Origin of the sequence: Bacillus sp. AFS059628 (assembly GCF_002571225.1) — a bacterium.
In the GTDB taxonomy this organism is placed as follows: domain Bacteria; phylum Bacillota; class Bacilli; order Bacillales; family Bacillaceae_G; genus Bacillus_A.
This window is the reverse complement of the sequence record NZ_NVEC01000008.1, coordinates 1-24,589: the sequence shown is the minus strand read 5'-3', so window position 1 is coordinate 24,589 and position 24,589 is coordinate 1. Positions and strand designations below refer to the sequence as shown.

The 24,589-nt window shown below is 33.1% G+C and carries 21 protein-coding genes and 1 pseudogene; 13 read left to right on the top strand and 9 right to left on the bottom strand.

Translation table 11 applies throughout. From position 1 onward, the window contains the following. Positions 1-1,401: a DNA phosphorothioation-dependent restriction protein DptG gene (gene dptG / locus COL05_RS04885; protein WP_098667787.1), complete on the top strand. Its 1,401-nt coding sequence runs from the start codon at positions 1-3 to the stop codon at positions 1,399-1,401. Then, positions 1,382-6,565 (top strand): DNA phosphorothioation-dependent restriction protein DptH, encoded by a 5,184-nt coding sequence (gene dptH / locus COL05_RS04880; protein ID WP_098667786.1) that lies wholly within the window; start codon positions 1,382-1,384, stop codon positions 6,563-6,565. The genes dptG and dptH overlap by 20 nt, the downstream gene beginning before the upstream one ends. A 31-nt stretch (positions 6,566-6,596) precedes the next feature. On the opposite strand, the gene COL05_RS04875 is transcribed toward dptH, so the two are convergent. From COL05_RS04875 to dndB, 8 genes are all read right to left on the bottom strand, one after another. Next, positions 6,597-6,968, bottom strand: a complete 372-nt coding sequence (locus COL05_RS04875; RefSeq protein ID WP_098667785.1) for a hypothetical protein — start codon at positions 6,966-6,968, stop codon at positions 6,597-6,599. 4 nt (positions 6,969-6,972) lie between these two features. Continuing rightward, positions 6,973-8,988: a DNA sulfur modification protein DndD gene (gene dndD, locus COL05_RS04870; protein ID WP_098667784.1), complete on the bottom strand. Its 2,016-nt coding sequence runs from the start codon at positions 8,986-8,988 to the stop codon at positions 6,973-6,975. Between the two features lie 18 nt (positions 8,989-9,006). After that, positions 9,007-9,186, bottom strand: coding sequence for a DNA modification system-associated small protein (locus COL05_RS04865; RefSeq protein WP_001037504.1), 180 nt, complete (start codon positions 9,184-9,186; stop codon positions 9,007-9,009). Between the two features lie 196 nt (positions 9,187-9,382). Beyond that, on the bottom strand, positions 9,383-10,504 hold the full coding sequence (gene dndA, locus COL05_RS04860) for a cysteine desulfurase DndA (RefSeq protein WP_098667783.1): 1,122 nt from the start codon (positions 10,502-10,504) through the stop codon (positions 9,383-9,385). Positions 10,505-10,509: 5 nt separating this feature from the next. After that, positions 10,510-10,890: a DNA sulfur modification protein DndE gene (dndE, locus tag COL05_RS04855; protein WP_001109533.1), complete on the bottom strand. Its 381-nt coding sequence runs from the start codon at positions 10,888-10,890 to the stop codon at positions 10,510-10,512. Beyond that, positions 10,887-12,878, bottom strand: coding sequence for a DNA sulfur modification protein DndD (gene dndD, locus COL05_RS04850; protein ID WP_098667782.1), 1,992 nt, complete (start codon positions 12,876-12,878; stop codon positions 10,887-10,889). The genes dndE and dndD (COL05_RS04850) overlap by 4 nt, the downstream gene beginning before the upstream one ends. A 15-nt stretch (positions 12,879-12,893) precedes the next feature. Then, complete coding sequence (gene dndC, locus COL05_RS04845; RefSeq protein WP_098667781.1) at positions 12,894-14,462, bottom strand: DNA phosphorothioation system sulfurtransferase DndC; 1,569 nt, start codon at positions 14,460-14,462, stop codon at positions 12,894-12,896. Positions 14,463-14,464: 2 nt separating this feature from the next. After that, on the bottom strand, positions 14,465-15,559 hold the full coding sequence (gene dndB / locus COL05_RS04840) for a DNA sulfur modification protein DndB (RefSeq protein ID WP_000384435.1): 1,095 nt from the start codon (positions 15,557-15,559) through the stop codon (positions 14,465-14,467). A 186-nt stretch (positions 15,560-15,745) separates the two neighbouring features. Between dndB and COL05_RS04835 the strand changes: the two genes are divergently transcribed. The 11 genes and pseudogenes from COL05_RS04835 (at position 15,746) to COL05_RS04785 (ending at position 24,268) form a co-directional block, all read left to right on the top strand. Next, positions 15,746-16,084, top strand: coding sequence for a DUF4870 domain-containing protein (locus tag COL05_RS04835; protein WP_098667780.1), 339 nt, complete (start codon positions 15,746-15,748; stop codon positions 16,082-16,084). Positions 16,085-16,087: 3 nt separating this feature from the next. Continuing rightward, positions 16,088-16,339, top strand: coding sequence for a hypothetical protein (locus COL05_RS04830; RefSeq protein ID WP_180233426.1), 252 nt, complete (start codon positions 16,088-16,090; stop codon positions 16,337-16,339). A gap of 8 nt (positions 16,340-16,347) precedes the next feature. Then, the gene (locus COL05_RS04825; protein WP_098667778.1) at positions 16,348-17,091 is read left to right on the top strand and encodes a MerR family transcriptional regulator; all 744 of its coding nucleotides are present in this window, start codon (positions 16,348-16,350) and stop codon (positions 17,089-17,091) included. Between the two features lie 52 nt (positions 17,092-17,143). Then, positions 17,144-17,470, top strand: coding sequence for a nucleoside triphosphate pyrophosphohydrolase (locus COL05_RS04820; protein ID WP_098667777.1), 327 nt, complete (start codon positions 17,144-17,146; stop codon positions 17,468-17,470). Positions 17,471-17,689: 219 nt separating this feature from the next. Further along, the gene (locus COL05_RS04815; RefSeq protein WP_098667776.1) at positions 17,690-18,439 is read left to right on the top strand and encodes a DnaD domain-containing protein; all 750 of its coding nucleotides are present in this window, start codon (positions 17,690-17,692) and stop codon (positions 18,437-18,439) included. A 72-nt stretch (positions 18,440-18,511) separates the two neighbouring features. Next, the gene (locus tag COL05_RS04810) at positions 18,512-20,902 is read left to right on the top strand and encodes a penicillin acylase family protein (protein WP_098667775.1); all 2,391 of its coding nucleotides are present in this window, start codon (positions 18,512-18,514) and stop codon (positions 20,900-20,902) included. Positions 20,903-21,282: 380 nt separating this feature from the next. Then, positions 21,283-21,915 (top strand): annotated as a pseudogene (locus COL05_RS04805) (acyl-ACP desaturase); the annotation flags it as partial. Positions 21,916-22,131: 216 nt separating this feature from the next. Continuing rightward, positions 22,132-22,593 (top strand): CarD family transcriptional regulator, encoded by a 462-nt coding sequence (locus COL05_RS04800; protein WP_142337351.1) that lies wholly within the window; start codon positions 22,132-22,134, stop codon positions 22,591-22,593. Positions 22,594-23,140: 547 nt separating this feature from the next. Continuing rightward, positions 23,141-23,287, top strand: a complete 147-nt coding sequence (locus COL05_RS04795) for a BC1881 family protein (protein ID WP_098667773.1) — start codon at positions 23,141-23,143, stop codon at positions 23,285-23,287. A 276-nt stretch (positions 23,288-23,563) separates the two neighbouring features. Continuing rightward, positions 23,564-23,797 carry a hypothetical protein gene (locus COL05_RS04790; protein WP_098667772.1) on the top strand — a complete coding sequence of 78 codons (234 nt, stop codon included), beginning with the start codon at positions 23,564-23,566 and terminating at the stop codon, positions 23,795-23,797. A gap of 237 nt (positions 23,798-24,034) precedes the next feature. Continuing rightward, positions 24,035-24,268 carry a YuzF family protein gene (locus tag COL05_RS04785; protein WP_098667771.1) on the top strand — a complete coding sequence of 78 codons (234 nt, stop codon included), beginning with the start codon at positions 24,035-24,037 and terminating at the stop codon, positions 24,266-24,268. Positions 24,269-24,335: 67 nt separating this feature from the next. Here the strand turns inward: COL05_RS04785 and COL05_RS04780 are convergent, their stop codons facing one another. Further along, a complete protein-coding gene (locus COL05_RS04780; RefSeq protein WP_098667770.1) occupies positions 24,336-24,587 on the bottom strand; it encodes a hypothetical protein in 252 nt (83 codons plus the stop codon). Between the last annotated feature and the right edge of the window lie 2 nt (positions 24,588-24,589).

Here is a 24,589-nt window from a genome sequence, read left to right as displayed (position 1 = left end):
ATGGATACACTATTAAAAATAGATAAATTAGAACAGTTATTGGGGAATAACAAACATGATGTTGGTAAAGTTGTAGATATTTTACCATTTGTTACAAAAAGAACGAAATCAATACGTGGAAATTTTAATGAAGTTTTAGGTGAGTACGTCCGAAATGTTTGTGGTTTACGCCTAGTTGATAAGAAGAGTAGTGAAGAAGAGGAATTGTTTTCCTCTAGAAACCCTTTTGTAGATCAAATTATGGAAGAAATTGAGTATACGCAGGAAGCGGAATATGATTTAGACCGATTTTTAAATCAATATTTATTTGGTCAAGATAATAAAATTAAACCTATCCATCCATATTTATTTAACTATATGGCTACACCTAAAGAGAAGAAAGATTTACCGAAATATGGGCAATTTATAAAAGATGCGCTAGTTCATGATGAAGTAAGTATTAGTTCTATATTTAAGAATAAGGAAAGTGAAGATATATTAACAGAACTCATATTAAATAAATTAGATATTCCAGCTAAAGATCCGGTCAAACAATATCAACCTTTAATGGGATTTTTAGCGAATTTCTACCAGGAAGACTTGCTATTTTTGAGTCAATATAAAGATTACTTCTTGAAATCTTTCCCATTACTTACGCATTTTTATAGCTTTATGTATGTTTGTCAATTAGTTGTGAAGTTTGAACAATTTGATGAAGCGGATTATACGCATTCTAATCCTTTATATTTCGCTTTAGAATGGGAATCTATTAGTAAGAGAAGAAAAGCTGCGGATGACCTAGAAGGATTTAGAAGAATAAAAGATAAAGCACCAAATTTATTTGTGCATATACACACGATGTCTCAATTAAGTTATAACGAGCTTCAAGATGAAGAAGCGGATGAAAAGCAAAGTTTTCAATTTATGAATTATAGATACTTAAAAGATTTAATAAATGAAAAAGGATTGGATGTTTCAGAGCAATTTTTAACAGATAGTAAACAATGGATTAATAAATATAGTGAGCTTTGGGCAAAGCGAGTAACACCTAAAGATGCACCAGAAGATATATCTGAGGTTTTTAAAACATTGTTTAGTTGTCTAAAAGAGGGAATGAATACAGATGCATGTAAAAAGTTTGGAGAGAACATTGAAGATTTAGGGGCAGATGTTTTTCTGAAAAATCGAGGCAGCATAGGGGCTGTTTTTAATATGAGTCATGAAATGCTGTTACTCTTAACAGCTGTATGTGTAAAAGAAGAGAGAATGCCGTTAAATCGTTTGTTTGAGGAATTTTCAAAAAGGGGAGTAGCTTTTGATCGTCATTCGAAAAAGATGATTATCGAGCTATTTGATTCTCATAATATTCTAGATAAAAAAAGTGATAGTGGTGATGCACAGTATGTCAAACGAATTTTATAATTATATATGTGAGTTGTTATTGGGGGATTTTAAAAATCGTTCAATAAAAGCCGGTGATAGATTTTATTTACAGCTAGATAAAGTAGAGGATGTAGAGAATTTAGTAGAAGCATTCCAAGAGCAGAAAAATGTTAAACAATTTGTATATAAACATGAATTAGGTGAACCGTATAAAACATTTTCAGTTGAAATACAAAATGTTCAACTTGTTATTGCCTATACAAATGAAAATGTTAAACCAGATTTCTTAGTTACTTTACGAAATCAAGTCGGTGAACAAAAAGGTGTATGGAAAGATACAGCTTTATTGAGTATAGTTTCAGAGCAGTTGGATTCAATTCAAGGTGGAAGTAGTGACCTTCAAAAGGATGGAATGCCGTTGCATCCTAATTCTATAGTAAAGGGATTAAGACAAGAAATTGAAAGCAGTATGTTGGATAAAACTGCACAAATTATCCTTATAGAAAACATGGAGATGATTAAGCAAGAACAGGCACATCAACAAGTTACTTTTTTTGAGTTTGAAGAAATTTTTTCTACTCTTGCAAAGGGTACGATAGAAGATAAAGACTATCAAAAATTTGCAGTTTTTAAAGACGAAGAATTAGCTACTTTTAAAGGGAATAAACAAAAAGAACGTTTAAGTGCGAATAGAGAATTATATGAATTTGTTAGGAAAATTCATGACTTTGGTTTAGGCGCAGAAGAATTAGAAAAAAAGTTCACCCCTGAGGGAGCTAGTAAATTAAAACGTGAAGATTGGCAAGAAATTAACTTTGCTGATGTTAATCGATTCCATCAAGATTATTTAGATCTTCATAAAAAGGCATCAATCAATTTAAAAGAGTTGACAGTTAAAGAAGGGTTGCACTTTTGGGATAAACCTCAAAAGGAAACCGCAGCAGGAGAAAGAAAAAGACACTTAGTTATATTTAATCCAGAAGGTAAGGAAGAAGTATATTTAAATGTGGCATTTTCAATTCAAGGTGGAAATGTTAAAAGTTTATCGAATAAATACGTAAAAGTACCTCCGAAGTTTAAGAAAAATGTAGAAGTATCGGTAGGGAAAATAAACCTTAGTGCGGTTATAAAAACAGAGAGTAATCAACCTACATTTGTTAGGTTGTCTTATAAGCATGATGATAAATCAACTTTAGGTGTAGAACTATTTATTGTGGTACTACCAATTGACCCATATGTATTAGATGCTTTTAAAACAACATATTTGATAGCTCCTAATAAGTGCCTGATTGAACTTCAGCATGAAGATAATGAGCTTTCATTTGGACAAGGCTATAACAAAAAATCAATGGAAGTCTATGAGGAAAATGCAACTATTGATTGTAGCGTAGATGATGAACTTACTATTCTCCCTCAACCAGAAGCATATAATGATGAAGAAGAGATGCGAGTTAACATTCGCTTGACGGAGAGTGGAACAATCATTCCATTTATATTGAAAAATGAGTTACCGGAATCTACCCCCATTAATGGCGCGCGAATTTGGAAATTAAAGCGTGAGCAGCAAAGAGATTTTGAATGGATAAATAATCGATTGCGTTTTGGAAATAGAGAATTCTATTTAAGCCCGGAATATAAAAACTTATTCGAGTGGGAGTACCAATGGATTGAAAATGGACTTAGATGTGCCGTAGTAGAGTCCGATGCATTGGTCCCTGAAGAGGTGTCCATTAGCGATGAATTAAGAGAAGCTTATAGTAGATTTTTAACTTACTTTAAAATTAAAAAAGGTATACCAAGCTTATGTTATTACAGTGAAGAGTTAGTTAAAAGAGCAGAAGAATATTTGAATGCTTTTATACAAGAGATTAAAAGTTTTGAAGAAGGGCATGAGGCCGGCAAACGTGGACGAGATTTGTTTAAGTTAGGAACAGTTATGGGGAATAATGTAATTAAATTTACACCATTCCATCCAGTTATGGTCGCTTTCCAATTAAAATTGAATAATTTACTTTTAAATGAAGAAGTAGATAATAGTATTTTACAGCGATTAAAACCAGATGGACTAGTTCCATATATTTATAATGAGCGAGATCAATTGTATAGACCAGATAATCAGAATATGGCATTAGAGTGGATGGACTTTAAACCAGTTAATCAAGTTTCAGTATCGGATGCTAATCAATATTTAGCAAAAGTAATTGAGGATAAAATTCAGCAGTTTGAAGGACACTTTGGTTATTTATTTAGTGAGTACTCTAAGGCACCGTTGCAAATTAATTTAATCAATATTGAAAACGATCATGAAACCTTTAGAGGTATCGTAAATTGGATGCTTGAAAGAATTAGATCAAAAGGGCCTGAAGGTTTAAAAGCTGTTGAAGTTACACTTTATAAAGAAGAAGGCCAGGACAGTGCATTTGATAATTTCTCAAGAATAGAATCGGTAGAGGAGTTTCAAACAAAATTTAATATTAATTTAGGCGCAAAACAGCAGCATGAACCCCAGGATATATTGCGATTTATTCGTGAAAAGCTATTTTATTATAAAAAAGAAATGGGCGAAGAATATAAGTATGCTCATATTTCTTTCTATAAAATGCAAGCGCAAGAGCGATATGCATTACAATCTATGGATGAAATGTTATCAGGTTTAGCAATTGATGGGTTATACACTACAGTACCTTCAATGAAGAGTAATGAAAACTATAAGAGTGGTTTCGGTGTTAAAGCATATGCTGTAGAGGAAGAGAATCTTTTAACACAAACAACGTATTATTTTAATGAATTATGCGCAAACCTTCATAATGGTGGAAATAATACGTATCGAAAAGGTGAAGCGATTTTTTCTAGAACAACGAGTGCTGATGAAGAAACTCTAGAAGAAATTTTCAAATCTTCTTATTGGGTAACATTTGTAGACCCAAGTTTTGATCTGGAGTTCTTTAATGATTACGAGCAAAATCTAGTCGTTATTCATTATAGTGATCAATATTCCTCTTCAAGTAGATATGATGCTATTACTGTAACGGACAAATCGCAACAATATCATTTTGTTATTGAAGAATTTTTAAAGGAAAAACAAGTAGAGAGTAAAAAAGAAAATGTAGAAAGTACTATTAAAGCATTTAATACTTTTAATGGTGAATGGTTACTTCGTGTTATTGGTAGTAAGGGCCATTATTCTAGAGAGAAGTTAAGTATTATTTCTGCTATAAAATTCTCTTTAGCATATTTTGAACATCGCGACATTTTATGGGTGCCAATTTCTCTAGAAGAAGTTTTAAGAGTTGCAGGTGCTGTTAATTTAAAGAAAGCAGATGGCATATTTACAGCTAAAAACTTAGGAGTAAAAGGTGTTCATAGTGATGATTTACTGTTAATAGGTTTGGAACAAGTAGAGAATGATGTAATGATGCATTTTTATCCTGTCGAAGTAAAAATCGGAGCTAATAAAAACGATGTATTAGAAAAGGCGAGAAAACAAGTTAAACATACGAAGAAATTAATCAATGATGCATTAACAACTAATTCTTTTGCTAGCCGTTTCTATCGTAATTTCTTTGCTCAACTTTATATTTCTAATGCTAATAAAATATTGAAAAGTAGATTCTGGGAAGAGAAAAATTATGAATTGAATAATAAAGTGGTTGAAAAACTGTTGAAAGATCAATTTATAATTTCCAACGGAATAGAATCATCTATTGGTGAAGGAGCAATTTTATCCTTCCAGCGAGACGCTTATCATAGAAGTGCCAAACTGGATGAAGGGATTACCTTATTAAGCCTTCCAGAGTTTGATGGATATAGTGGTCTTATACAACCAATGGAAGATATGAAGAAGTGGATTCAAGAAACAGAAGGCGATTTTATTAAGGAAGAATTACTTTCTCATAAATATACAGGTGCCTGTAGCGAAATAGAAAGTGCATCATCATTTCGCTCAGAAAAAAATGAATTAGAGGCTGATATAGAGGTGGAAGCAAAGCCTGAAATTATCGATTCTAATGAGGTTACTAAAGAGAAAATCGATAATACAATAGAAGTTCTTGAAGGGACAAAAGAAAGAGAGCCACAAGGATTAGAAGAATCTCGAATTCTAATTGGGAAGGCAGAGAACTCGAATAGAAAGATTTATTGGGAGTATGGTAATAAAGGATTGGCGAATAGACATTTGTTGATCTCAGGTAAATCCGGACAAGGTAAGACATATTTCATGCAATGCTTATTGTTAGAAAAATCGAAGCAAGGTATCCCAAGTATTGTTATTGACTATACAGAAGGATTTTTACCAAACCAATTAGAAGATGAATTTGTACAAGCAATGGGTACAAAGTTAAAACAAAAGATTGTATATAGTGAGCAGCTTCCAATTAATCCGTTTCAAAAGAATGAAAGGGATATTGGAGGCATTACGCTTCCGGAATCTAATACGGATGTTGCTGAAAGAATTAAGAGTGTATTTGCTGCTGTATATAGCACATTAGGTGTGCAACAATTAAATGCGATTTATGAAGGTACTCTTAATGGATTGGATAAGTATGGAGAAGATATGAGCCTAATAAAGCTTAGAGAATGTTTAGAAGAAGATGGTTCTAGCTATGCTAAGACGGCTTTATCTCAAATAAGACCGCTTATTGATCGTAATCCATTTAGCCATGAAAATACAATAAATTGGAAAGATGTTGTAGATAGTAATGGTGAGATTTTTATTATTCAGTTGACTGGGTATCCTCGAGACGTTCAATTAATAATTACAGAATTTGTTTTATGGGATCTTTGGAATTATTCCGTAAGGTTTGGAAATAAAAATAATCCAATGCCTGTCATAATGGATGAAGCACAAAATCTTGATCATACGGAAAAATCACCTTCTGCACGAATTTTACAAGAAGGACGTAAATTTGGATGGTCTGCATGGTATGCAACTCAATTTTTAAAATCTCAATTGGCTACTGATGAATTAGCAAGGCTACAAAATGCTTCACAGAAGGTTTATTTTGCGCCGCCAGAACAAGAGATTTCTACAATTGCTACTAGTCTATCTAACGATTCTTCAGAGAAAAAAGAATGGGAGAATAGACTTTCAACATTGAAAAAAGGTCAATGCATTGTACATGGACCTGTGTTACAAGTAAATGGTGAATTGTCTCAACCAACTGTAACGGTGGTTGATATTATATCTTTATCTGAGAGAATATAAAAAGGAACCACTTTGGTGGTTCCTTTTGCTTTTAGTTTAATACAATAATACGATAATCTTCTAATGAAGATAAATTGTCTACTTCTTGTTTGATGATCTTTAGCCCATATTCTATATACAAAAGTATGCTTTGTGTGATTTCATCTTCATTTAAAGCAACTTGCATTTCGTTAATAATTAAATGTTTAAAGAGTAAAAACTCTTTATCTTTAATAATATTATCTGGGATTGTCCATTTGTTTTTTCCATCTTTAAAGTCATCATTTATTTTTCCTGTATCGTTAGCAATACCTTTTGCTAACGCAATTTTTATCCCCTGTGGTCGATCAATCTCAAGTACTTCACAGAGTAGGTCAAGGGTTTCTTTACCTGTTCCTGAGAGGTTCATTCTTCTATTTGCCATAATATCACACCTTTATAAAATCAAAATATCCATCGCGGATAACTGTATATTTCTTTGATTGGTCATAATCAAGCATGTATTGCTTATATGAATGCTCTTGCATGAAATTAATATAGTCTTGGGTAATTTCTGTATCTGTGGATAAGATAATTACTTGTTCACTAAGCTCTTTATAGTAATAGTTAATTAAATGATTTCGATGATAACTGTCTAAGCGTCCTAGTGGTGTATCGATTACCATAGGAAGGGCTAAATCAGAGGCTTTTGTTAGGGCCCAAATTAGTGACGAGGAAATCATTTGCATTTCACCAGCAGATCGGTCTTGAATACTAATTTCTTGATTACGATCGTTGTATAATCTAACAGTATACGTTGAAATATCGAATTCAATTTTTCCAAATTCATCTTGTTTACGGAATAATCGACTTAACATTGAAGAAAATTCTTCGCGAATAAAGCTTGCTTTTAACTTTGTCATTTCATGTACATATGAATTCATAGTATGAATCAACTTTTTGACATAAATTAATCGTTTATTTAGAGCATCATAATCTGCACATTGATCAGAAAGACGGGTTAGCTGGTTTACAACGGCTGTTCTTTGTTCTTTAATTTTATTTAACTTTGCAATAATTGATTTATATTTTAAGTTAAGTTCTCCTAATTTTTTAGTTAGGATATCAATACGTTCATTTTCTGCGCTAATATCAATCGTTTCAGGTGCATTTCTAATTTCAATTTCTAATGCCTCTAATTCAAGATTCAGCTTCTCAATTTTATTTATTAAATCTATAACATAACTATTATTTCTAGCAGGGAGATTTACAAGGTAGTTATAGTCTTTATTTGAAATATCGTGAATATCTACGTGATCTTCGGATATATCTTTTTCGATATCATTTTCTTTAACCCAAATTTCTCTTCCGATTTCCTTGAGTTGATTTAATTGCTCATTTGAAAGGGGAGGAGTGAATGGTTGGTTTAATAATTCATCCATAAATTTTTCATAAGGCATTAAAGAAGCGTCTTGTATCATTTTCTTTTGACGAATATCATACTCTAATTTTAATCTGTTCTGTAGTACTTTAGTTTTTTCTTTTAGAATGATGTTTATAGCGTTATTGTTGAAATAGTTTTCAAATTGCTCTTTAGCTAGACGTAACTCAGTTGCTAGACCAGATTGTTTTTTTACAATAACCTCTCTTGATTTGGAGTTAGTTGTAATTTTTTCATTACGTTCATTTTTCACTTCATTGATTAGATCGTCGAATTTCTTTCGTTCAGAAGATATAAGTTCTTTTCGTTTTTCTAGATGTTGGATTTGCTCTTCGTATTCTTTTAAATTGGCATCTAAACTTTTTAGTTTATTTTGGTCAACCGCTTTGGCTAAATTCTTCTCTATGCCAGTCTTAATAGAAGAGAGGTCAGATAGTAATAATTTATAGGTTTCCATCCCAGTAATTTTGTGAATAGCTTCTTTCATTTCCTCACTATTTTGTCGTAAAATGATGTCTTTAATTTCTTCGCCATCAAAAATGAAAAATGGTGCAGCGTGATATGGAATCATTTTATCCATAAAGCGATTAAATGTATCTATATTATCAATACGTACAGTTTTACCAATCATTGCACCAGGCTTTTTCACAGTTAAATCACGGTTTTCACTAATTAACCTTTTGTTGTGATCAAAGCCCCATTTAACTTTAAGAGTCCATTCTTCATTTTTATCCGTTTCAATAGCAAGAGTTACAGAACAATCTCTCCCACCTTCGTCAAAGAAGGTATTGTTAATAACATTAGAAAATACACGTTTATGCTCAGCAGGTGAGAATCCTCTTTTTCCGAATAAAACATATAAAATTGCTTTTAAAATTGTAGTCTTTCCAGCTCCATTTAGGCCGCCTAACAAGATAATATTTTTTTCGCCTTCTTCACGTACCTCTTTTGGGATATAGAAGTCAACTTCTTGATGCCCATAATACGTTTTGTAATTATCAAAAATAAGTTTTTTAAATAACATTATGTAGTCACCTTTACTTTATTTGGCATAAAAATCAATTAAATCTAGGTAATCTTTTTTTCTATGATTTTCACTCGTGTTTTCATATGAAAATTTTTCAGCAGAACGTAATAAGTCATATGCTAGTTTTGTTGATAGTTCATTTTCTTTACAAATTTTTGCTAGTAATTCTAGCTCTTGTTCTTTTAATTTATTCATTTTTACCACCTTTAATATGAGCATGAAGTATAGGAATATCTTATATATAATATTACCATATTTTAATGGGTGTTTAAAAATAGAGAAAGTTGTGATTTTAAGTAGGGAGGAGCTATTAACGTAGATATAAAATTACTAGATTAGTAGTTAGTAAGGAAATAAAGAAAACAGAAAGGCATATCCCTTTCTGTTTTCTTTATAGATTATTAAAAACATCCAACTCTTCTAAACTAGTAGTAGAAGAAAGGGAGAACCTAATAGTAGAACGTAAATCATCCATAGATAATCCGATAGCTTGTAATACATGACTTGGTTTACTTGAGCTACAAGCCGATCCAGTAGAAACGGCAGCTACTGGAGCAAGAGTCCTCACAAGCGTTTCGTTGTTTACACCTTTAAATATAACACTTAATATTCCAGGTATTTTATCTTGAATATCATTGTTAAACTCAATATGATTTTGAAATTTGGTTTTTAGAATATCAGCTAATTTGTTCTCTAGTTGCTCTAATTTATAAATGTTTTGTTCCAAATTAAGATATGCGATTTCTGCAGCTTTTCCCATTCCAACAATATTATGGACGGGTAGTGTGCCACTGCGTATATCACGTTCTTGTCCGCCACCGTGAAGTAGAGGAGTGATTTGGATTGGTAATCCTAAATTATCTTTACCTATTATGGTTACCCCAATACCTTTTGGACCATGAAACTTATGAGAAGAGCAGGATAAAAAGTTTATACCGTCTATATCTGAAAGAGAGAATTGTATTTTTCCAACTACTTGTGTAGCATCTGTATGGAAGAACACTTCATTCTCTTTGCAGATTCTTGCGATCTCGTTGATTTGGTTTAGAGAACCAAGTTCGTTGTTGCCCCACATAATTGAAACGAGAAGAGTTTTTTCTTGTTGGATAGCTTTAGTTAGTTCTTCCAAATTGATTCTGCCATATTGATCTACATCAAGATATGTGACCGTATAGCCATTCGCTTCTAAAAATTTACAAGTTTCTATGATAGAAGGATGTTCTACTTTAGAAGTAATAATGTGATTGCCTTTATCTTTATGATAATGAGCGATGCCTTTCAAAATAAAGTTGTTACTTTCTGTAGCACCACTAGTAAAGATTACTTCATCAGTTTCACAGCCTAATAATTGAGCTACATGTTTTCTTGCTGTTTCAACAGCGTCTTTAGCATTTTGGGCTAATCCGTAATATTTACTTGAAGGATTTCCGAATTCTTCAAGTAAATATGGCAACATTACTTCTTTAACTTCAGGTAATAATTGTGTTGTTGCACTATTATCAAGATAAAGCATAGAGATCACTCCTTACCGTATTTTAGCAAGTTCATTGTGAATTTCTCGTTGTTTCCAGCATGTTTATATTCGCTGTCTAATAAGTTAATTCCGCGTTCTAAGTGAGCGTTGAATAGGGTAGGAAAGTATTCATTATCAGATACTTCACGTCCCGCATGCTGAGTGATTAAGCATTTATAAATAAAATCATATTCTCCAGTTAATGTGTGGCGATTGATTTCTAATCCACCGGCTTCTTTATCTGTTAAAACCTCAGGAAAAGTTGGATCAGTTAAAGATAATCCAACTGCTAAACGAGCTAAAATATTTGGTGTTAAATTAGTAGGAGCTTGTAATTCTTTTAGTTTATCTGATACTCTTTTAGAAATCTTTAAACGGTAGTTCATTTTGCTTGCTCCTTATTAAAGTTGAAATATTGATCTGTAACATTCACTTTTCGTAGTTCTGTATCAAATTCTAATAAGTATCCATGGGATACAAAGTTTTTCAGTAAATTATAGTGTTTTTCATCAACTTCAGAGTTAGTTGACAAGATTAAGACTTGCTCACCACATGCAGGGATGAAATCTACTAAAATATTATGTTTATGTGTTTGATCAAGGCGGCCTAAAAGTGTATCGAATATGAATGGAACACGACGACCAGAACATTTGAACATTGCCCAAATTAATGATAGTAAGAGAATTTCTTTCTCACCTGCTGATAATGTTTCTTTTGCTACATGGTCACGATTATTATCATATAAAGTTACTTCAAACGTGCTAGAATCAATGCGTAAAGAAGAAATATATTGGTGTTTACGCATTAATTTATTCAACATTTTTGTAGCTTCGATTTGTACTTGTTGTAATTTCTTTTGATGTTGTAACATTTGAAACTCTGTACTTAATTTCATAATGCTTTGGGCAATTAAGAATGTATTTCTCGTTTTGTTACTTTGTTGTACAATATTCTGTTTTGAGTTGATTGTATTTTTTAATGCTTCTAAAGTCTCTTGTCTAGTTTCTAAAATACTTAAGTTTTCTTCTACTTCTTTTTCTAACTTAAAGATTTTTTCTTGTGTTTGAGTCATAGTTTCTAACATTTGTGCAAACTCATTTGTAGAATCATTAGTAGAAATTTTCTTTCTTAGTTCTTGTGCTTGAAGTAAGTTTTCTCTATTTTCTTGAAGTAATTGCATATATGTGTCATGAGATTCTCTTTCAACTTGTTGTGCCGCTACTTCGAATTGTGTGCGTTGTGTTGGTGAAACTCTATGGATATACTCAACATCTGTATCATTAGGCTTAATAATATTGAAAATTTGTTTTCTCAATTCAGCTGCTAAATCATTAGGAGTTGAGACTCCAGGTAAACTTTTAGCTAATTCAAGAGCGCGCTCTTCAGTTAACTCTGAAGTTAATTGGTTTGCTAATGATAGTTTTTCTTCATTTTGTAATTGATTTTTAGTAGATAGTAATAAGTTTTTGTTTAGATAGAAAGGTAAAAGCGTTTGAATAAATTCTCGAACTTTTTCAGAATTAGCTTTTCGATGTGCTTCAATTTCTAATACTTGTCTATTTAACGTTTCACGTTCTTCTTTAATTAAACCACCATGTGTTTCAAAATCCTTTTTCAATAAAGAATAAGATTCTTTTGATTCTTCTATTTGCTGCTGCGCTGTTTTAATTGTGTCTTCAAGATCTTCAATCTTTAAAGACTGTTCTTTCTCTTGACGCTGAAGGGTAAGGATTTCACTTTCTATAGAAGAAAGATGTTCTTGATCAATTTCTTGTTGTAAATAGTTGGTCAAATCACCTTCTAAATTCCGGAATAAATCTAAGTTGAATATAACAGTAGATAATTCTTTTAAATAAGAGGATAATTTATTTTCATTTATTATTTTTGAAATTTCTTCGCCATCAAATAAGCATAGATCAAATAATTTAGGCGGGAAATTCTCTCGTAGTCTTGATTCGAAAATATCTTTTTCAGCATCATTTAAATAATGACCATCTTTTTTTACAGTGAATTTTTCTTTTATAGCGCTGTTTAAAATGTTCCAAGATCTTTTGAATGTGTAAACATGGCGTTTGTAATTTTCTACTTCACTAAAGGTAATTGTAATACTAAAAGGATTTGTCTCATCTTTACGAGCAGAAGCATTTAAATACCCATGGACGCGCTTATAGTAATCATTATTCTCTGTCTTATATCCATAGCCGAAACAACCAAATAATCCTAGTTTTATGGAATTTAAAAATGTTGTTTTCCCAGCACCATTTTCTCCGCCTATTAAAATTACTTTCTTTTTTGGGGAGGAGATAGACAGATCGAAGGTATTTCTTTCCGTATAAGCTCCTATGTTTTCTAATTCTAGTTGTTCAATTAACATAAATTTAACCTCACCCTACAAATGTAAGTAGTCTTGCTTTAGTACTTTTTCAATTTCGTTCATTAATCCACGACGAACTTTATAACCTGAAAAATCTTTTTCAAGTGATATAAGTTTTTTTAATGCTTTAAAGTCTACGTTGTGTTTGCTACATAATGATTCTAAATCTGTAATTTGTTCATTATCAAATAATGGACGATCATCATACTCCCAGTTTAGGTCATATCCCATTACCTCTTTAAAAATGCTAGGTAAAGAATCTTCCCAATCGCCATTTTCTAACCAGTAACGACGAATAACACGTAATTCTTCTTCTTTAATTAATTCAAAATCCTCTTCTTCAGGATGTTGTAAATCTCTTTGGACAATAAGAAGTCTGCGTAAAATCTCTTTTCGCGCGTTCAGTGTAAAGGGACCTAAACCAAGTTGTCCGATTTGATTATTATCAAGCTTTACTAAAATTTTTGGATCCTCAGGAGAACTTAAATCAATATTGTTTATTGCTAAATAAGACTTTAGTTCATCCCTTTCTAAAATTGTAAATTCTTCTAATTTAATCATTTGTTTTGGACGACTAGATTTTTTTGGAATGATTACATATTCAATATCATCTTTTACTTCAGTTTTTAGCGGGTTAAAGTAAATTTGACCACCTTTACGGTATTTCATACGAAATGTTCTAACATCCCGAATCCCAGCTAACCAATTTCTGAATTCTAATAAAGGTTTCATCCAATCTGATCCACTAAGAATGAAGCCGTTTAATGCTTTATCTTCATTTACTACTGTACATACCCAACAACCGAAGCGACTGTTTCCACATGAACCAGCACTTTCTTTAATGGTTTTATCTACAACAAGAGGGCATTCACCACTACTTGAATCTTGATAAAGCTTATTTAATTCATGGTTATCGTTGCCCCAAGGAGATGGATTTTCCAGTAAGTAGTCCCAAACGTTATTTAAACTAAACTGTCTAATCGGTGCAAAAACATATGCATTTGTTAACGTGGAATGGCGCATTAAATCTTTACCTTCAACGGTATGGGATTTAAGAACGTTATCACGAGTAGCACTTTCATTCTCCCGAACACCAAGGACCATGATTACTTCACCGAACGTAGAAACTTTGTCCATTACAAACGCATTTGCTGGTTCAATTTTTAAGCGATCTGTACACCAGCGAAATTGTTGGTTTGGTGATGGATAGCCTTTTCCGATAATATTAGCCCAAAAAGATTGTTCGTATTTTGGTTTTACTTTATGCGTTTCAATAGGAAGATCACGTTTTAAAGCTTCTTCTTGAATTCGATGTAAAGTAACATTGATAGATTGAATAATTAGCGGTGTTTCTACAAGTGTATCTGATGAGATTACATATACTTTCTTGTGTAATTGCTCTGTAGGTAATTCACTTAAAGCTTCAAAAACAAGCTGAACGACAACTGTGGAATCTTTTCCACCACTATAACCAACGACCCAAGGGCGGTCGTCAGCACGATAAACTTTTTTTATATGCTCTTTTGCTTCAGAGACAAAGTCATTTTTATTATTTATTAAATCAGTAATGAGATTATTTAACATTATCATGCTCCTAACTGGAATTTCTCTTCTATCTTTTGTTCTCCTTCTGTCAAAGGAAGACCTAATTTTTCTTTTAGTTTGTTTGCGGTTAAAGTGACTGTTTCTTTTGTCTTTTGTATGCGACCATTTGTATTGAAAGCTCGTCCTAACCAATCGGAAGAATTAGAACGACTGTAGTCGATATCTGCTAAAAGAGAAATGTATTTTTTCCAATCTTTTGGATGATTTTCAAAAACATATTTTCCTACTAAACCAACAGATTCAATGAATACTCCATGCCCGACAATATAATGCATTCGAAGTTCACGAGGGTTTAGTTCTTTTTTGTAAACTAAATTCCATTCGACTATTGTATCACAAAGAATGTTCCAAAATTCTTTTAAGAATTGTTCTTCTTTTTCTGTAATTAAGTCACCCTTTGTCTTTCCTAGTAATCGAAGGTTTGTATTAAATATGTGATTTAAAGCGAGAATCTTCGGTGAGTTTTTAGATAAATTGACTTTTTCTTTGTCGGTATATCGAGATAGTAATTCATTTTCCTCGACAATTTCTTTTGTAACTAATGCTAACTTATCCCTATGATCATATAAAATACCGATAGATGAAGTTGTATTAACTGCATGGCGGTTAAGATCTGAGAAAATTTGTTGGGAATTTCTTAAACCTTGATCATGATAGAACACAACCGAAATCGTTTCATGTCCTAATTCTGGCGAAAGCTTTATCGCCTCTTCGATAGCTGCTCTTCGATGTTGTCCATCATTAATCAGGAACTTAGAATCCAGTGAGATACGAAGTTGTCCTAAATCTTGAAACGACTGATCAGAACTAAATGGTTGGAATTCAATATCACCATCTATAGATGCTGTTAGGGATGAAAAAACATAATCATTTTGATTTTCAATGATATAATTTGTGATTTCTGGGATTCTAATTTTATTTAATATCCTTTGTGCACGATGTTCAGCAGGGATTTCTTCCTCGTCAAATAGAAATATTTTAGGGATTAAGCGTAAAGGGCACATTACAACAAAGTACTCCTTACCACCTTGCTTTCCACGTAAAGCGGGGAAGTTATAGCTAAAACCATAATCCATTCATTACATCTCCATTCTTTACGTACGTAATTTATATTATTGATTATAAAATAGATACAAGTGTTCGGCAAGAATAGTAGCTTGATTATATGGAATTTAATATTTTCCATTAATGATGCTTGAACCTCCCCCAACGTCACCCCCTAACCTAAAGAAGACAAATCAAAAAGGGGGACCAAACCACTCATGAAAACCACCAGAAAAGAAAAAAGAAACACCATCATCATGCTACTACTCTCAGCCATAATAGGAATCTTTTCGCCACTACTCATGTACATCACGATGGCACGTAAAAATGAGGTGTACAAATACCATTGCCGAAAGGCGTTCAACTTTCATTTGTTAATTTTGCTTCTATTTAATATTAGTTCGCGTATTAGTGATGTTTTATTTTGGATTGTATTTGCCTTTGAGGTCGTTCAAGTGATTATTGTTGCGTGGAAAGTAATACGAGATGAGCCATATCGTTATTTCATTCGAATTTCGTTATTTAAAGAAGATAAGTATGCGGTGGAAGGAGAATAGATGATGAAACAAGAAGTGGAGATAAGGGGAAAGCGAATTTTTATTATGATTGCAGTGTTGTTTATTGCGATTTATATTGTTTTACGAAAAAGAAAGTATGAGTACTTTTATGATGGTATTAGCGAGTATGAAAATCGTTATGGAGGGAATATTCCTTTTTTATTGTTTGTTGTAGGTTTGTTTCAATATTGTAGGCAAAATGAGATGAGTTTTTCTCATATGCTTCAGTATGTGAAAGAGAAGTTATCGGAGTAGGTGATGATATGGCGTGGATGATTAGTGAGTTTGCAAGTGTTGGGGATGTTACGGTGCGGACGCTTCGTTATTATGACAAGATTAATTTATTAAAGCCGAGCGATTATACTGAGGGCGGGCATCGGTTATATACGAAAGATGATTTGTATGTGCTGCAGCAAATTCAATCGTTTAAGCATCTCGGTTTTTCGCTTGGGGAGATTCAAAATATTATATTGCAGCGTGATATAGAGACGAGAGATTTTTTAAGACAAATGCATTTTCAAAGGGAATTGCTTTTGGTAGAGCAAGAAAGAATTGCGAAGGTACTTTCGCATATGGACGAGATGACGAAGAAGTTTCAAAAAGAAGAACGAGTAGATGTCGCTTTGTTTTCTTCGTTTCTGCAAACTTTTATATGGGAGAAAGAAAATAAGGAATGGTTAGAGGAACATTTTTCAAAGGATAGTGTTCAAGTTTTTTATAATAATAAGGAATTAAAAGAAAAGTTTGATCGGCGATTTATGGATGTAATAGGGAAGTTGAAAAAGTATAAGGAAGAGGAGAAGAATCCGAGTCATCATGACGTTCAAGTTACCTTGAAGGAATTTTTTAATGTAATAGAAGAGGTAACGAACTATCTTGATACACCTCAAAGTGATATAGAGGACATAATCCAAAAATCAAACCTTCCACTATCCGAATTCCCAACTCTTTTCACAACCGAAGAAGAAAACTATATAAAAGAAGCAATGAGGCAGTTTAACAACTAGTTAAACTGCTTTTCCATTATAATAGAAGAAAAACCAAACGGAGGGAAATCCCATGCCAACCTACAACAAACTAATCCGAAACAAAATCCCACAAATAATAAAAGCTAACGGAAAAACACCCACAACAAGAATCCTAAACGAAGATGAATACATAGAGGAACTCTGCAAGAAAACACAAGAAGAGTTAACAGAATACATCGAAGCAAAAACAAAACCTCATAAACTAGAAGAACTATCCGACCTACTAGAACTAATAAATGCCCTAGCCGAACACGAAGGTACAACACTAGAAGAAATAAACAACATCCGTAAAAAGAAAGCAGAAGAACGAGGCGGCTTCTCAGATCGAGCCTTTCTAATCGAAGTAACCGATAACTAGCCCCTCCTAAGTCCCTTACAAGCCCCTACCAAGTAATAAATCACTAAGAAAAAACAAAACAAAAACAACTACAAGAACAAAAAAGCGCGGAAACATAAAACCGGCGTTGTAGTAGTTAAAAAATTTGGAATTCAAATGCAAAAACAAGGCCCTCATTCCTATATGTATATTGAAGGATTGAATTCTGCCTTTTTATGAATAAAAGGAGGAGGGAAATATATGGCTGTGTATCGTAATGTGCAGGTGAACTTTTGGCAAGATGAATTCATATTAGATTTAACGCCAGAGGAGCGTTATTTTTACATATACTTGTTAACTGGTACGAAAACGAAGCAATGTGGAATTTACGTATTACCGAAACGTTTAGCAGAACTGGAAACAGGCTACAGTATGGAGACTGTTGAGAAGCTGTTAAATAGGTTTGTTGCATATGGGAAAATTTTATACGATGCAGAAACAAAAGAGTTATACATACTAAATTGGTTACACTATAACCCTATTTTAAATACGAATATTGAGAAGTGTGTGTTACGTGAGTTAAAGACTGTAAAAAATAAAGAATTCATACATATATTTTTACGTAAATGCCTGGAAGAAGAATGGAAGATTCCATTGTTATTAGAGCATTTTGGTATGCCGAAAGAAGAGGATAATAGTAGTTTACAAGAAGTTGCTGAGGAGAAGGAAGAGATAGAAGAGGATACTTCGCATAGTGAAGTTTATAAGTTTTATGAACAACATATAAGTAGTCTATCTCCCTATATCGTGAAGGAATTGAAAGAGTGGATGCAAAAAGTTTCAGGAGAGGGAGTATTAGAGGAACTTAAGATTGCGTTTGAACAGAATAAGCGAACATTTGCTTATGTGAAGGGGATTTTGAGGAATTGGTGTGAAAAAGGGAGAGCAGATTTCCTTGAAGGAAGGGAAGGCTTATATAAGGGAGATGTATGTAGTTTATATGATCCATAGTATGGGTTTTTCTACTTTTCTAAAAGGTTCTTCCTTAAATAAAAGCGAATAGTTTGAAAAGGGAGGGGTTATATGGAAGTTGTTATAAAGAAGAAGCGAACTAGAAGGAAGAGAGTTTTTATTTGGTCTAGTAGTATCGTTCTTTTATTAGTTATTTGTACAGCGATTTTTTTGAATATATATACGCTTAGTTCTGTGCCAAAGATAGATGGGAAGATAAAGCTAGAGGATTTACAACATGCTGTACAGGTAAAGCGAGATAGTAAAGGGGTACCACATATTAAAGCGGAAAATGCACACGATTTATATTTTTCGCAAGGGTATGTGCAAGCGCAAGATCGTTTGTTTCAAATGGATTTAAGTAGAAGACAAGCTTCTGGGATGTTGAGTGAAGTTGTAGGGGAAGCAGCTGTTGATCGAGATAAGTTGTTTCGAACGCTCGGTTTACGGCGAGCAGCAGAAGCTTCTGTTAGTCAATATGACGGGGAAGCGAAATATGCCCTGCAGTCATTTGCTGATGGGGTAAATGCTTTTATACGCGAGGCAAAAGTGGGAAAGAAATTGCCAGTTGAGTTTACTATATTAGGATATGAACCTGCTGAATGGTCCATTGTTGATACGTTAACGATTGGAAAGTATATGGCGTTTGATTTAGGCGGACATTGGCACGGGCAGGCGTTTCGATATTGGGCGCTGAAAAATTTACCGAAAGAGCAAGCAAATGAGCTATTTCCTACATATCCGAAAGACGCGCCTAGATTGCTAGCTGAACTGGAAAATACAAATGTGGACGTAGCACAAAGTTTTGCAAAAACGATTATACCACCAGAGTTTAATGGTAGCAATAACTGGGTCATAAGTGGTGAGAAGAGTGCGTCTGGTAAGCCGATTTTAGCGGATGATCCCCATTTATCTTTTGCGACGCCTTCAATTTGGTATCAGTCGAAACTTGAAATGAAAGATTTACATGTGAGTGGCGTTATTTTCGCGGGGGTACCAGGTGTTATATTAGGACACAATGACAAAATAGCATGGGGCGTTACGAATACTGGCCCTGATGTGCAAGATTTATATATTGAGAAGCGGAATCCTAATAATGAAAATGAATTTTTGTATAACGATAAGTGGGAGAAAGCTACAGTTGTTGATGAATCGATTAAAGTAAAAGGCGGGAAAACAATTCCGTATAAAGTGACGGTTACTAGGCATGGTCCAGTCATTTCAGAGTTTGCGGATAAGGGGAAAGAGAAAACGAAAACAGTATTCGCTTTGAAATGGACTGCTTTGGAGCCTTCCGCTGAATTAAAGGCTGTATTAAATATGAATAAAGCAAAAGATTGGAATGAGTTTGAAACGGCACTTCAAGATTTTCATACTCCAACTCAAAACTTTGTATTTGCGTCAAATGACGGCACAATTGCTTATAAAGCGAACGGAAATATACCAGTGCGTAAAAAAGGTGATGGTAGTTTACCAGTTCCAGGATGGACAGATGAATATGAATGGAAAGGGTATATCCCATATGATCAACTTCCAAAAGTAATAAATCCAAAACAAGGGTTTATTTCAACGGCGAATAATAAAATTGTGGATGATAACTATCCGTACCATATTAGTAATACGTGGGCACAGCCATATAGACAAATGCGTATTCAAGAATTTTTACAAGAGAAGGAAAAGTATACGGTGAAAGATTTAGAAGAGTTACAGATGGATCAAAAAAATTTATACGGGAAAGAATTTGCCCCTATATTGTTAAAAGAGTTAAAGAAAGAATCTTTAAATGAAGTAGAGAAAGAAGGCGTAAAACAATTAACAAAGTGGAATTTTTATGATAATAAAGATGAAGCAGCACCATTACTATTCCATTTGTTAATGAAAGAGATTTCAAATACGCTATTTTCAAAAGAAATACCGAAAGATGTGATGGAGTTATTTGAAGGGAAGTCACAAGTTGTTGATGAATTGATTCGAAAAGAAGTAGCAGGGGAAAATAGCGCTTGGTTTACGAAGTACGGAGGCTTCACAAAAGTTGTGCATACATCGTACGAAAATGTAATGAAGAAATTACAGAAGGAATATGGACCGAATGTTGCGGAGTGGAAGTGGGGCGATTACCATCAACTGGCGTTTACACATCCAATTTCAAAATCATCTAGTATGTTAGCGTTACTTGCATTTAATCGCGAAAAACCAGTTCCAATTGGCGGCAGCCAAGTTACCGTTCAAGCAGCGAGTTACGGAGATAACGGTATTGTCAATCACGGAGCTTCTTGGCGATTCGTTATTGATACGAAAGATATGTCAAAAGGTTATCATACCGTAGGGCCAGGACAATCAGGACATTTTAGAAGTGATTGGTATCATGATCAAATCGATGATTGGGTAAATGGAACGTATCATACGACTACATTGCATACGGATGGAATAGAGGGGAAGGTGTTAACTTTAGAGCCGAAGTGATAGGATGGGATTGCTTGATGAAGTAAATCAGAGAAAAAAGCTAGCACAGATCAAAAAAATTGAATGCAGTCATAAGTATAAAATTTGATTTATACGAAACAAATGATTTTAATTAGGCCGTTAGGGGTCACTATATCAAAATAAAAAATTGTAAGTTTAGACACATTTTGGGCACGAAATAACCGATTTCCTGTACGTTAAGGAATCGGTTATTCATTTTATCGTTTTTTATAGAGTTTTTCTCTCGTAATGGTCTACTTGCTTTTTGGTTTAAATTCCACACATAATCACCTGTCAATGTGACGAGACCCCATTAGGAACATTTATAGGATTAATAACCATTTTTGTAAAATGTTTCCCCTCATACACAGAACATCTGATCTGTTATTACAGACTTTATTCATACTTGGACCTTAGAAGAGGATCAACATTCAAATTTATTGGAGACATATTTACTACTCACTCGAAGTGTGAACCCTAAACGTATACATAAATTAAGAAAATCAGTCGTTGAGGGTGGGTTTGAGCCTGATTTTCATACACTAATCGAAGCCATGACGTATACGACGCTTCAAGAACTTGCAAGGATGGTGTTCTACAATAATGTTGCTAAAGTTGCAAGTAAGCATGATTCACATCTTGCTACATTATTACGCCGTCTTGCAAAAGATGAAACACTTCATTATGCGTTTTATCGAGACGTTATTCGAACACATTTAGAATTGTAACCCAATTATTGCTACCATAGTGCCAATGTGATTAGGAATTTTAAAATGCCAGGTGCCGTCATGCCTCATTTTGAAAATAGAATGGCTGTGATTGCAAAAGAAGCAAACTATGGGCCACTACATCAAGTACTTGATGTAGTGGTTGAGTATTGGGGGTTAAAAGATTTACGACCAATTGCCCCTCTAGAAGAAAAAGCAAGAATTGAGATTTTGGAGTATCATATAAGATTGAAAAATATACGGGATCGATTTGGCCGTTTTCAAGGGAAAACTGATCTACGTTAATGGGTAGAGATTTCAGAATATACACGTGGGAATTCTCTTTTCTTTTATTGGAAATCTGGAACGCTCTTTGGTATTTTGCGGCTGTTTTACTTGATTTAACTTTCGAAGAAAAAAGTAATTGACACCGAAAATGAACTCATGATATTATTGAATATTTGATAAAAAACAACATATGTGTTAAGCTTGAAAAGGTTACCACATATGGAGGTGGATTATATGTTTCAAATTGGCGATAACATTGTTTATCCAATGCACGGAGCGGGTATAATTGAAGCCATAGAAGAAAAAGAATTCTCAGGGGAAAAACAACAGTATTATGTCATAAAAATGTCAATCAGTAAGATGCAAGTCATGATTCCTACGGGTAAAATATTGAATTCGAATATACGCCCAGTTACTGATATACTTGCATTAAGACACATTATACAAATTTTTCAGCATGAAGAATCATGTGAATTAATGCCGTGGAAACAAAGGCATAAAGTGAACATGGACAAAATAAAAACGGGTGAAATACAAGAAGGTGCTGAAGTTGTACGCGATTTAATGCGTATGAGGAAAGAAAAAGCACTGAATACAAGCGAAAAAAAATTGTTGGATGATGCATATAAGTTTTTGGTCAGTGAACTAGAATTAATTAAAGGAATCACTGAAAATCAAATAAAAAGTTTCTGTTAAGGTTCATTATAGATAATGTGTTATATCCCCCGAAAACATCCTGAATTTTTCGGGAATGTGATGAGTATTAAAAGCAAATCATTTCAAAGACATTCAATTTCTTCAACTCACTTTTAGAGTAGGAACCTCTTTTGTTATTACTTCAATCTAATCCATTTTTATTCTAAAATTTCTTTTACGAACGTTCGAAGTTCCATCAAATAACTCGATTAAATAGTCACTTGATTTTTGTAATCCTGATTCACACTGGCACGGACAAGGAGCCGTAAGGATGAAAGAGAGGTAGGGCTTTCATTGTTTTAGGTAATATACTATCTAAGTCATTATTTCTAGAAGAAAAACAATTAATCTCATCGCTATCTTTAAGAGTTCCTTATATATAATGAGACAGTGTATAGTAATTGTTTATCTTCTTTACGTAAAAATTGATAAACGAACTGGTAACACCATATGGTCAACTACAAAAAAATGGTTTCCAGACCAGGAAACCATTTTAAATTTTATTTACATGCAAATAGTAAATTAAGCAATAAGAAGGAGTGCACACATGAAAAAAATGTTAACAAAAGAATTAAGTAATGAATTAAAGAAGCGAGAAGGGATCACCTCTATTACAGTTGAGCCTTATGAAAAAATCGAAGATGGTGGAATTCATGTAGATGGACCAGCTGTTATTCTAATTAATCAAGAATAGCTAAAAATAGTTGCATGCAAGAAGAAAAGGATCAGCCTTTAAGAGAAGGGAGGATCCTTTTTGTTTGCTACAACTTTTATTTGATGTGTTGGGGTTAAAAGGAAGGAGGGGGGCGGGATTATCATGGTGGAAAGTTTAATATTGGTAGGATTTCTTTTTACGTTATATAAATTAGTTGATAAAAAAACAAACTAATTTATATAACGATATATTGTTTCCTTTTTAAGGGCGAGATTTATTTTATAGTGAAATGGATAATTTAAAGGAGGAATTTAGATGGATACAAGGAAAGAACGTATAAAATATGAAAAGATGTCAAAGAATTATGAGCGTATTTATTCAGTTTCGTTTATCCTATTAATTATACTTGTTTGTAGTAGTGTGATTATCATAGGAGCTACAGGAGGAAAATATGGAGTGTTTTTATTGTTAACAATTTTACTTAATGCACGTATTACGAAAGAATCTCAAAAAAAGTATGAGTACTATTCTAATAAAGGGCGTATTTAAAATCATACATATCCTAAAAGGAACAACCTAGATGTATATTCAAAATATCCCTATGTCATTACCTATTAACTAGTAAAAGTAACTTTATATAAATAATTTTTAGCAATGTAGAAATAGAAACCGTACCTTATTAAAATGTTATTTCCGTTCCTATAATGAATTATCCTTCTAGCATATTGATAAGATTTATATCATATATTAGGAGAAAGAATGCAAGTTAGAAAGGAGTCTTATAGAATGAGTTATTCGAAAGGAAATGACTTGAGTGAACAGCATATGGTAAGTGCACCCAATTCCTACGTATATCAGACATTACAATCAGTGATTGGTAAACATGTGGTTATTGAAACTGTAAGGGGTAATGTAAGAGGAAAGTTAAAAGATGTGAAACCAGATCATTTGCTTATTGAAGATACGATGCCATATATTGTACGCATTCAACAAATTGTATGGATTATGCCAAAACAATAATCAAATTGCATCTAATTAGATTTATAAAAAATTAATGTCATAGTCCCCCAAGTAAAAACACAGGGGTTTATCTCTGTGTTTCTTCAAATTTCCGTTTTTGAATATATGTTTGAGCGTGAATAAGTTCTTCCTGAAGCTCTTTTAATTCTTTCGTAGATTCTGATTCAATAGCCATGTAAGTAGTCACTAAACTGATCATCATATTCATCTTCTCTACTATATTTTGAATAACTTGTTTAGATTGCTCTTTTTGATGGTGTTGTATTGCTATTAATACATTTTCTATATAATTGTTCTTTCTTTGCTGGATATCATAAATAA

Coding starts and splice junctions, on each gene's coding strand:
- COL05_RS04830 (WP_180233426.1), top strand. CDS start 16,088: ATGAAACAAGAAGTGGAGATAAGGGGAAAGCGAATTTTTATTATGATT.
- dndB (WP_000384435.1), bottom strand. CDS start 15,559: ATGGATTATGGTTTTAGCTATAACTTCCCCGCTTTACGTGGAAAGCAA.
- dndD (WP_098667782.1), bottom strand. CDS start 12,878: ATGTTAATTGAACAACTAGAATTAGAAAACATAGGAGCTTATACGGAA.
- COL05_RS04865 (WP_001037504.1), bottom strand. CDS start 9,186: ATGAATAAATTAAAAGAACAAGAGCTAGAATTACTAGCAAAAATTTGT.
- COL05_RS04810 (WP_098667775.1), top strand. CDS start 18,512: ATGGAAGTTGTTATAAAGAAGAAGCGAACTAGAAGGAAGAGAGTTTTT.
- COL05_RS04815 (WP_098667776.1), top strand. CDS start 17,690: ATGGCTGTGTATCGTAATGTGCAGGTGAACTTTTGGCAAGATGAATTC.
- dndE (WP_001109533.1), bottom strand. CDS start 10,890: ATGAACTACCGTTTAAAGATTTCTAAAAGAGTATCAGATAAACTAAAA.
- dptG (WP_098667787.1), top strand. CDS start 1: ATGGATACACTATTAAAAATAGATAAATTAGAACAGTTATTGGGGAAT.
- COL05_RS04800 (WP_142337351.1), top strand. CDS start 22,132: ATGTTTCAAATTGGCGATAACATTGTTTATCCAATGCACGGAGCGGGT.
- COL05_RS04790 (WP_098667772.1), top strand. CDS start 23,564: ATGGATACAAGGAAAGAACGTATAAAATATGAAAAGATGTCAAAGAAT.
- COL05_RS04835 (WP_098667780.1), top strand. CDS start 15,746: ATGAAAACCACCAGAAAAGAAAAAAGAAACACCATCATCATGCTACTA.
- COL05_RS04820 (WP_098667777.1), top strand. CDS start 17,144: ATGCCAACCTACAACAAACTAATCCGAAACAAAATCCCACAAATAATA.
- dndC (WP_098667781.1), bottom strand. CDS start 14,462: ATGTTAAATAATCTCATTACTGATTTAATAAATAATAAAAATGACTTT.
- COL05_RS04825 (WP_098667778.1), top strand. CDS start 16,348: ATGGCGTGGATGATTAGTGAGTTTGCAAGTGTTGGGGATGTTACGGTG.
- dptH (WP_098667786.1), top strand. CDS start 1,382: ATGTCAAACGAATTTTATAATTATATATGTGAGTTGTTATTGGGGGAT.
- COL05_RS04795 (WP_098667773.1), top strand. CDS start 23,141: ATGAAAAAAATGTTAACAAAAGAATTAAGTAATGAATTAAAGAAGCGA.
- dndD (WP_098667784.1), bottom strand. CDS start 8,988: ATGTTATTTAAAAAACTTATTTTTGATAATTACAAAACGTATTATGGG.
- dndA (WP_098667783.1), bottom strand. CDS start 10,504: ATGCTTTATCTTGATAATAGTGCAACAACACAATTATTACCTGAAGTT.
- COL05_RS04785 (WP_098667771.1), top strand. CDS start 24,035: ATGAGTTATTCGAAAGGAAATGACTTGAGTGAACAGCATATGGTAAGT.
- COL05_RS04875 (WP_098667785.1), bottom strand. CDS start 6,968: ATGGCAAATAGAAGAATGAACCTCTCAGGAACAGGTAAAGAAACCCTT.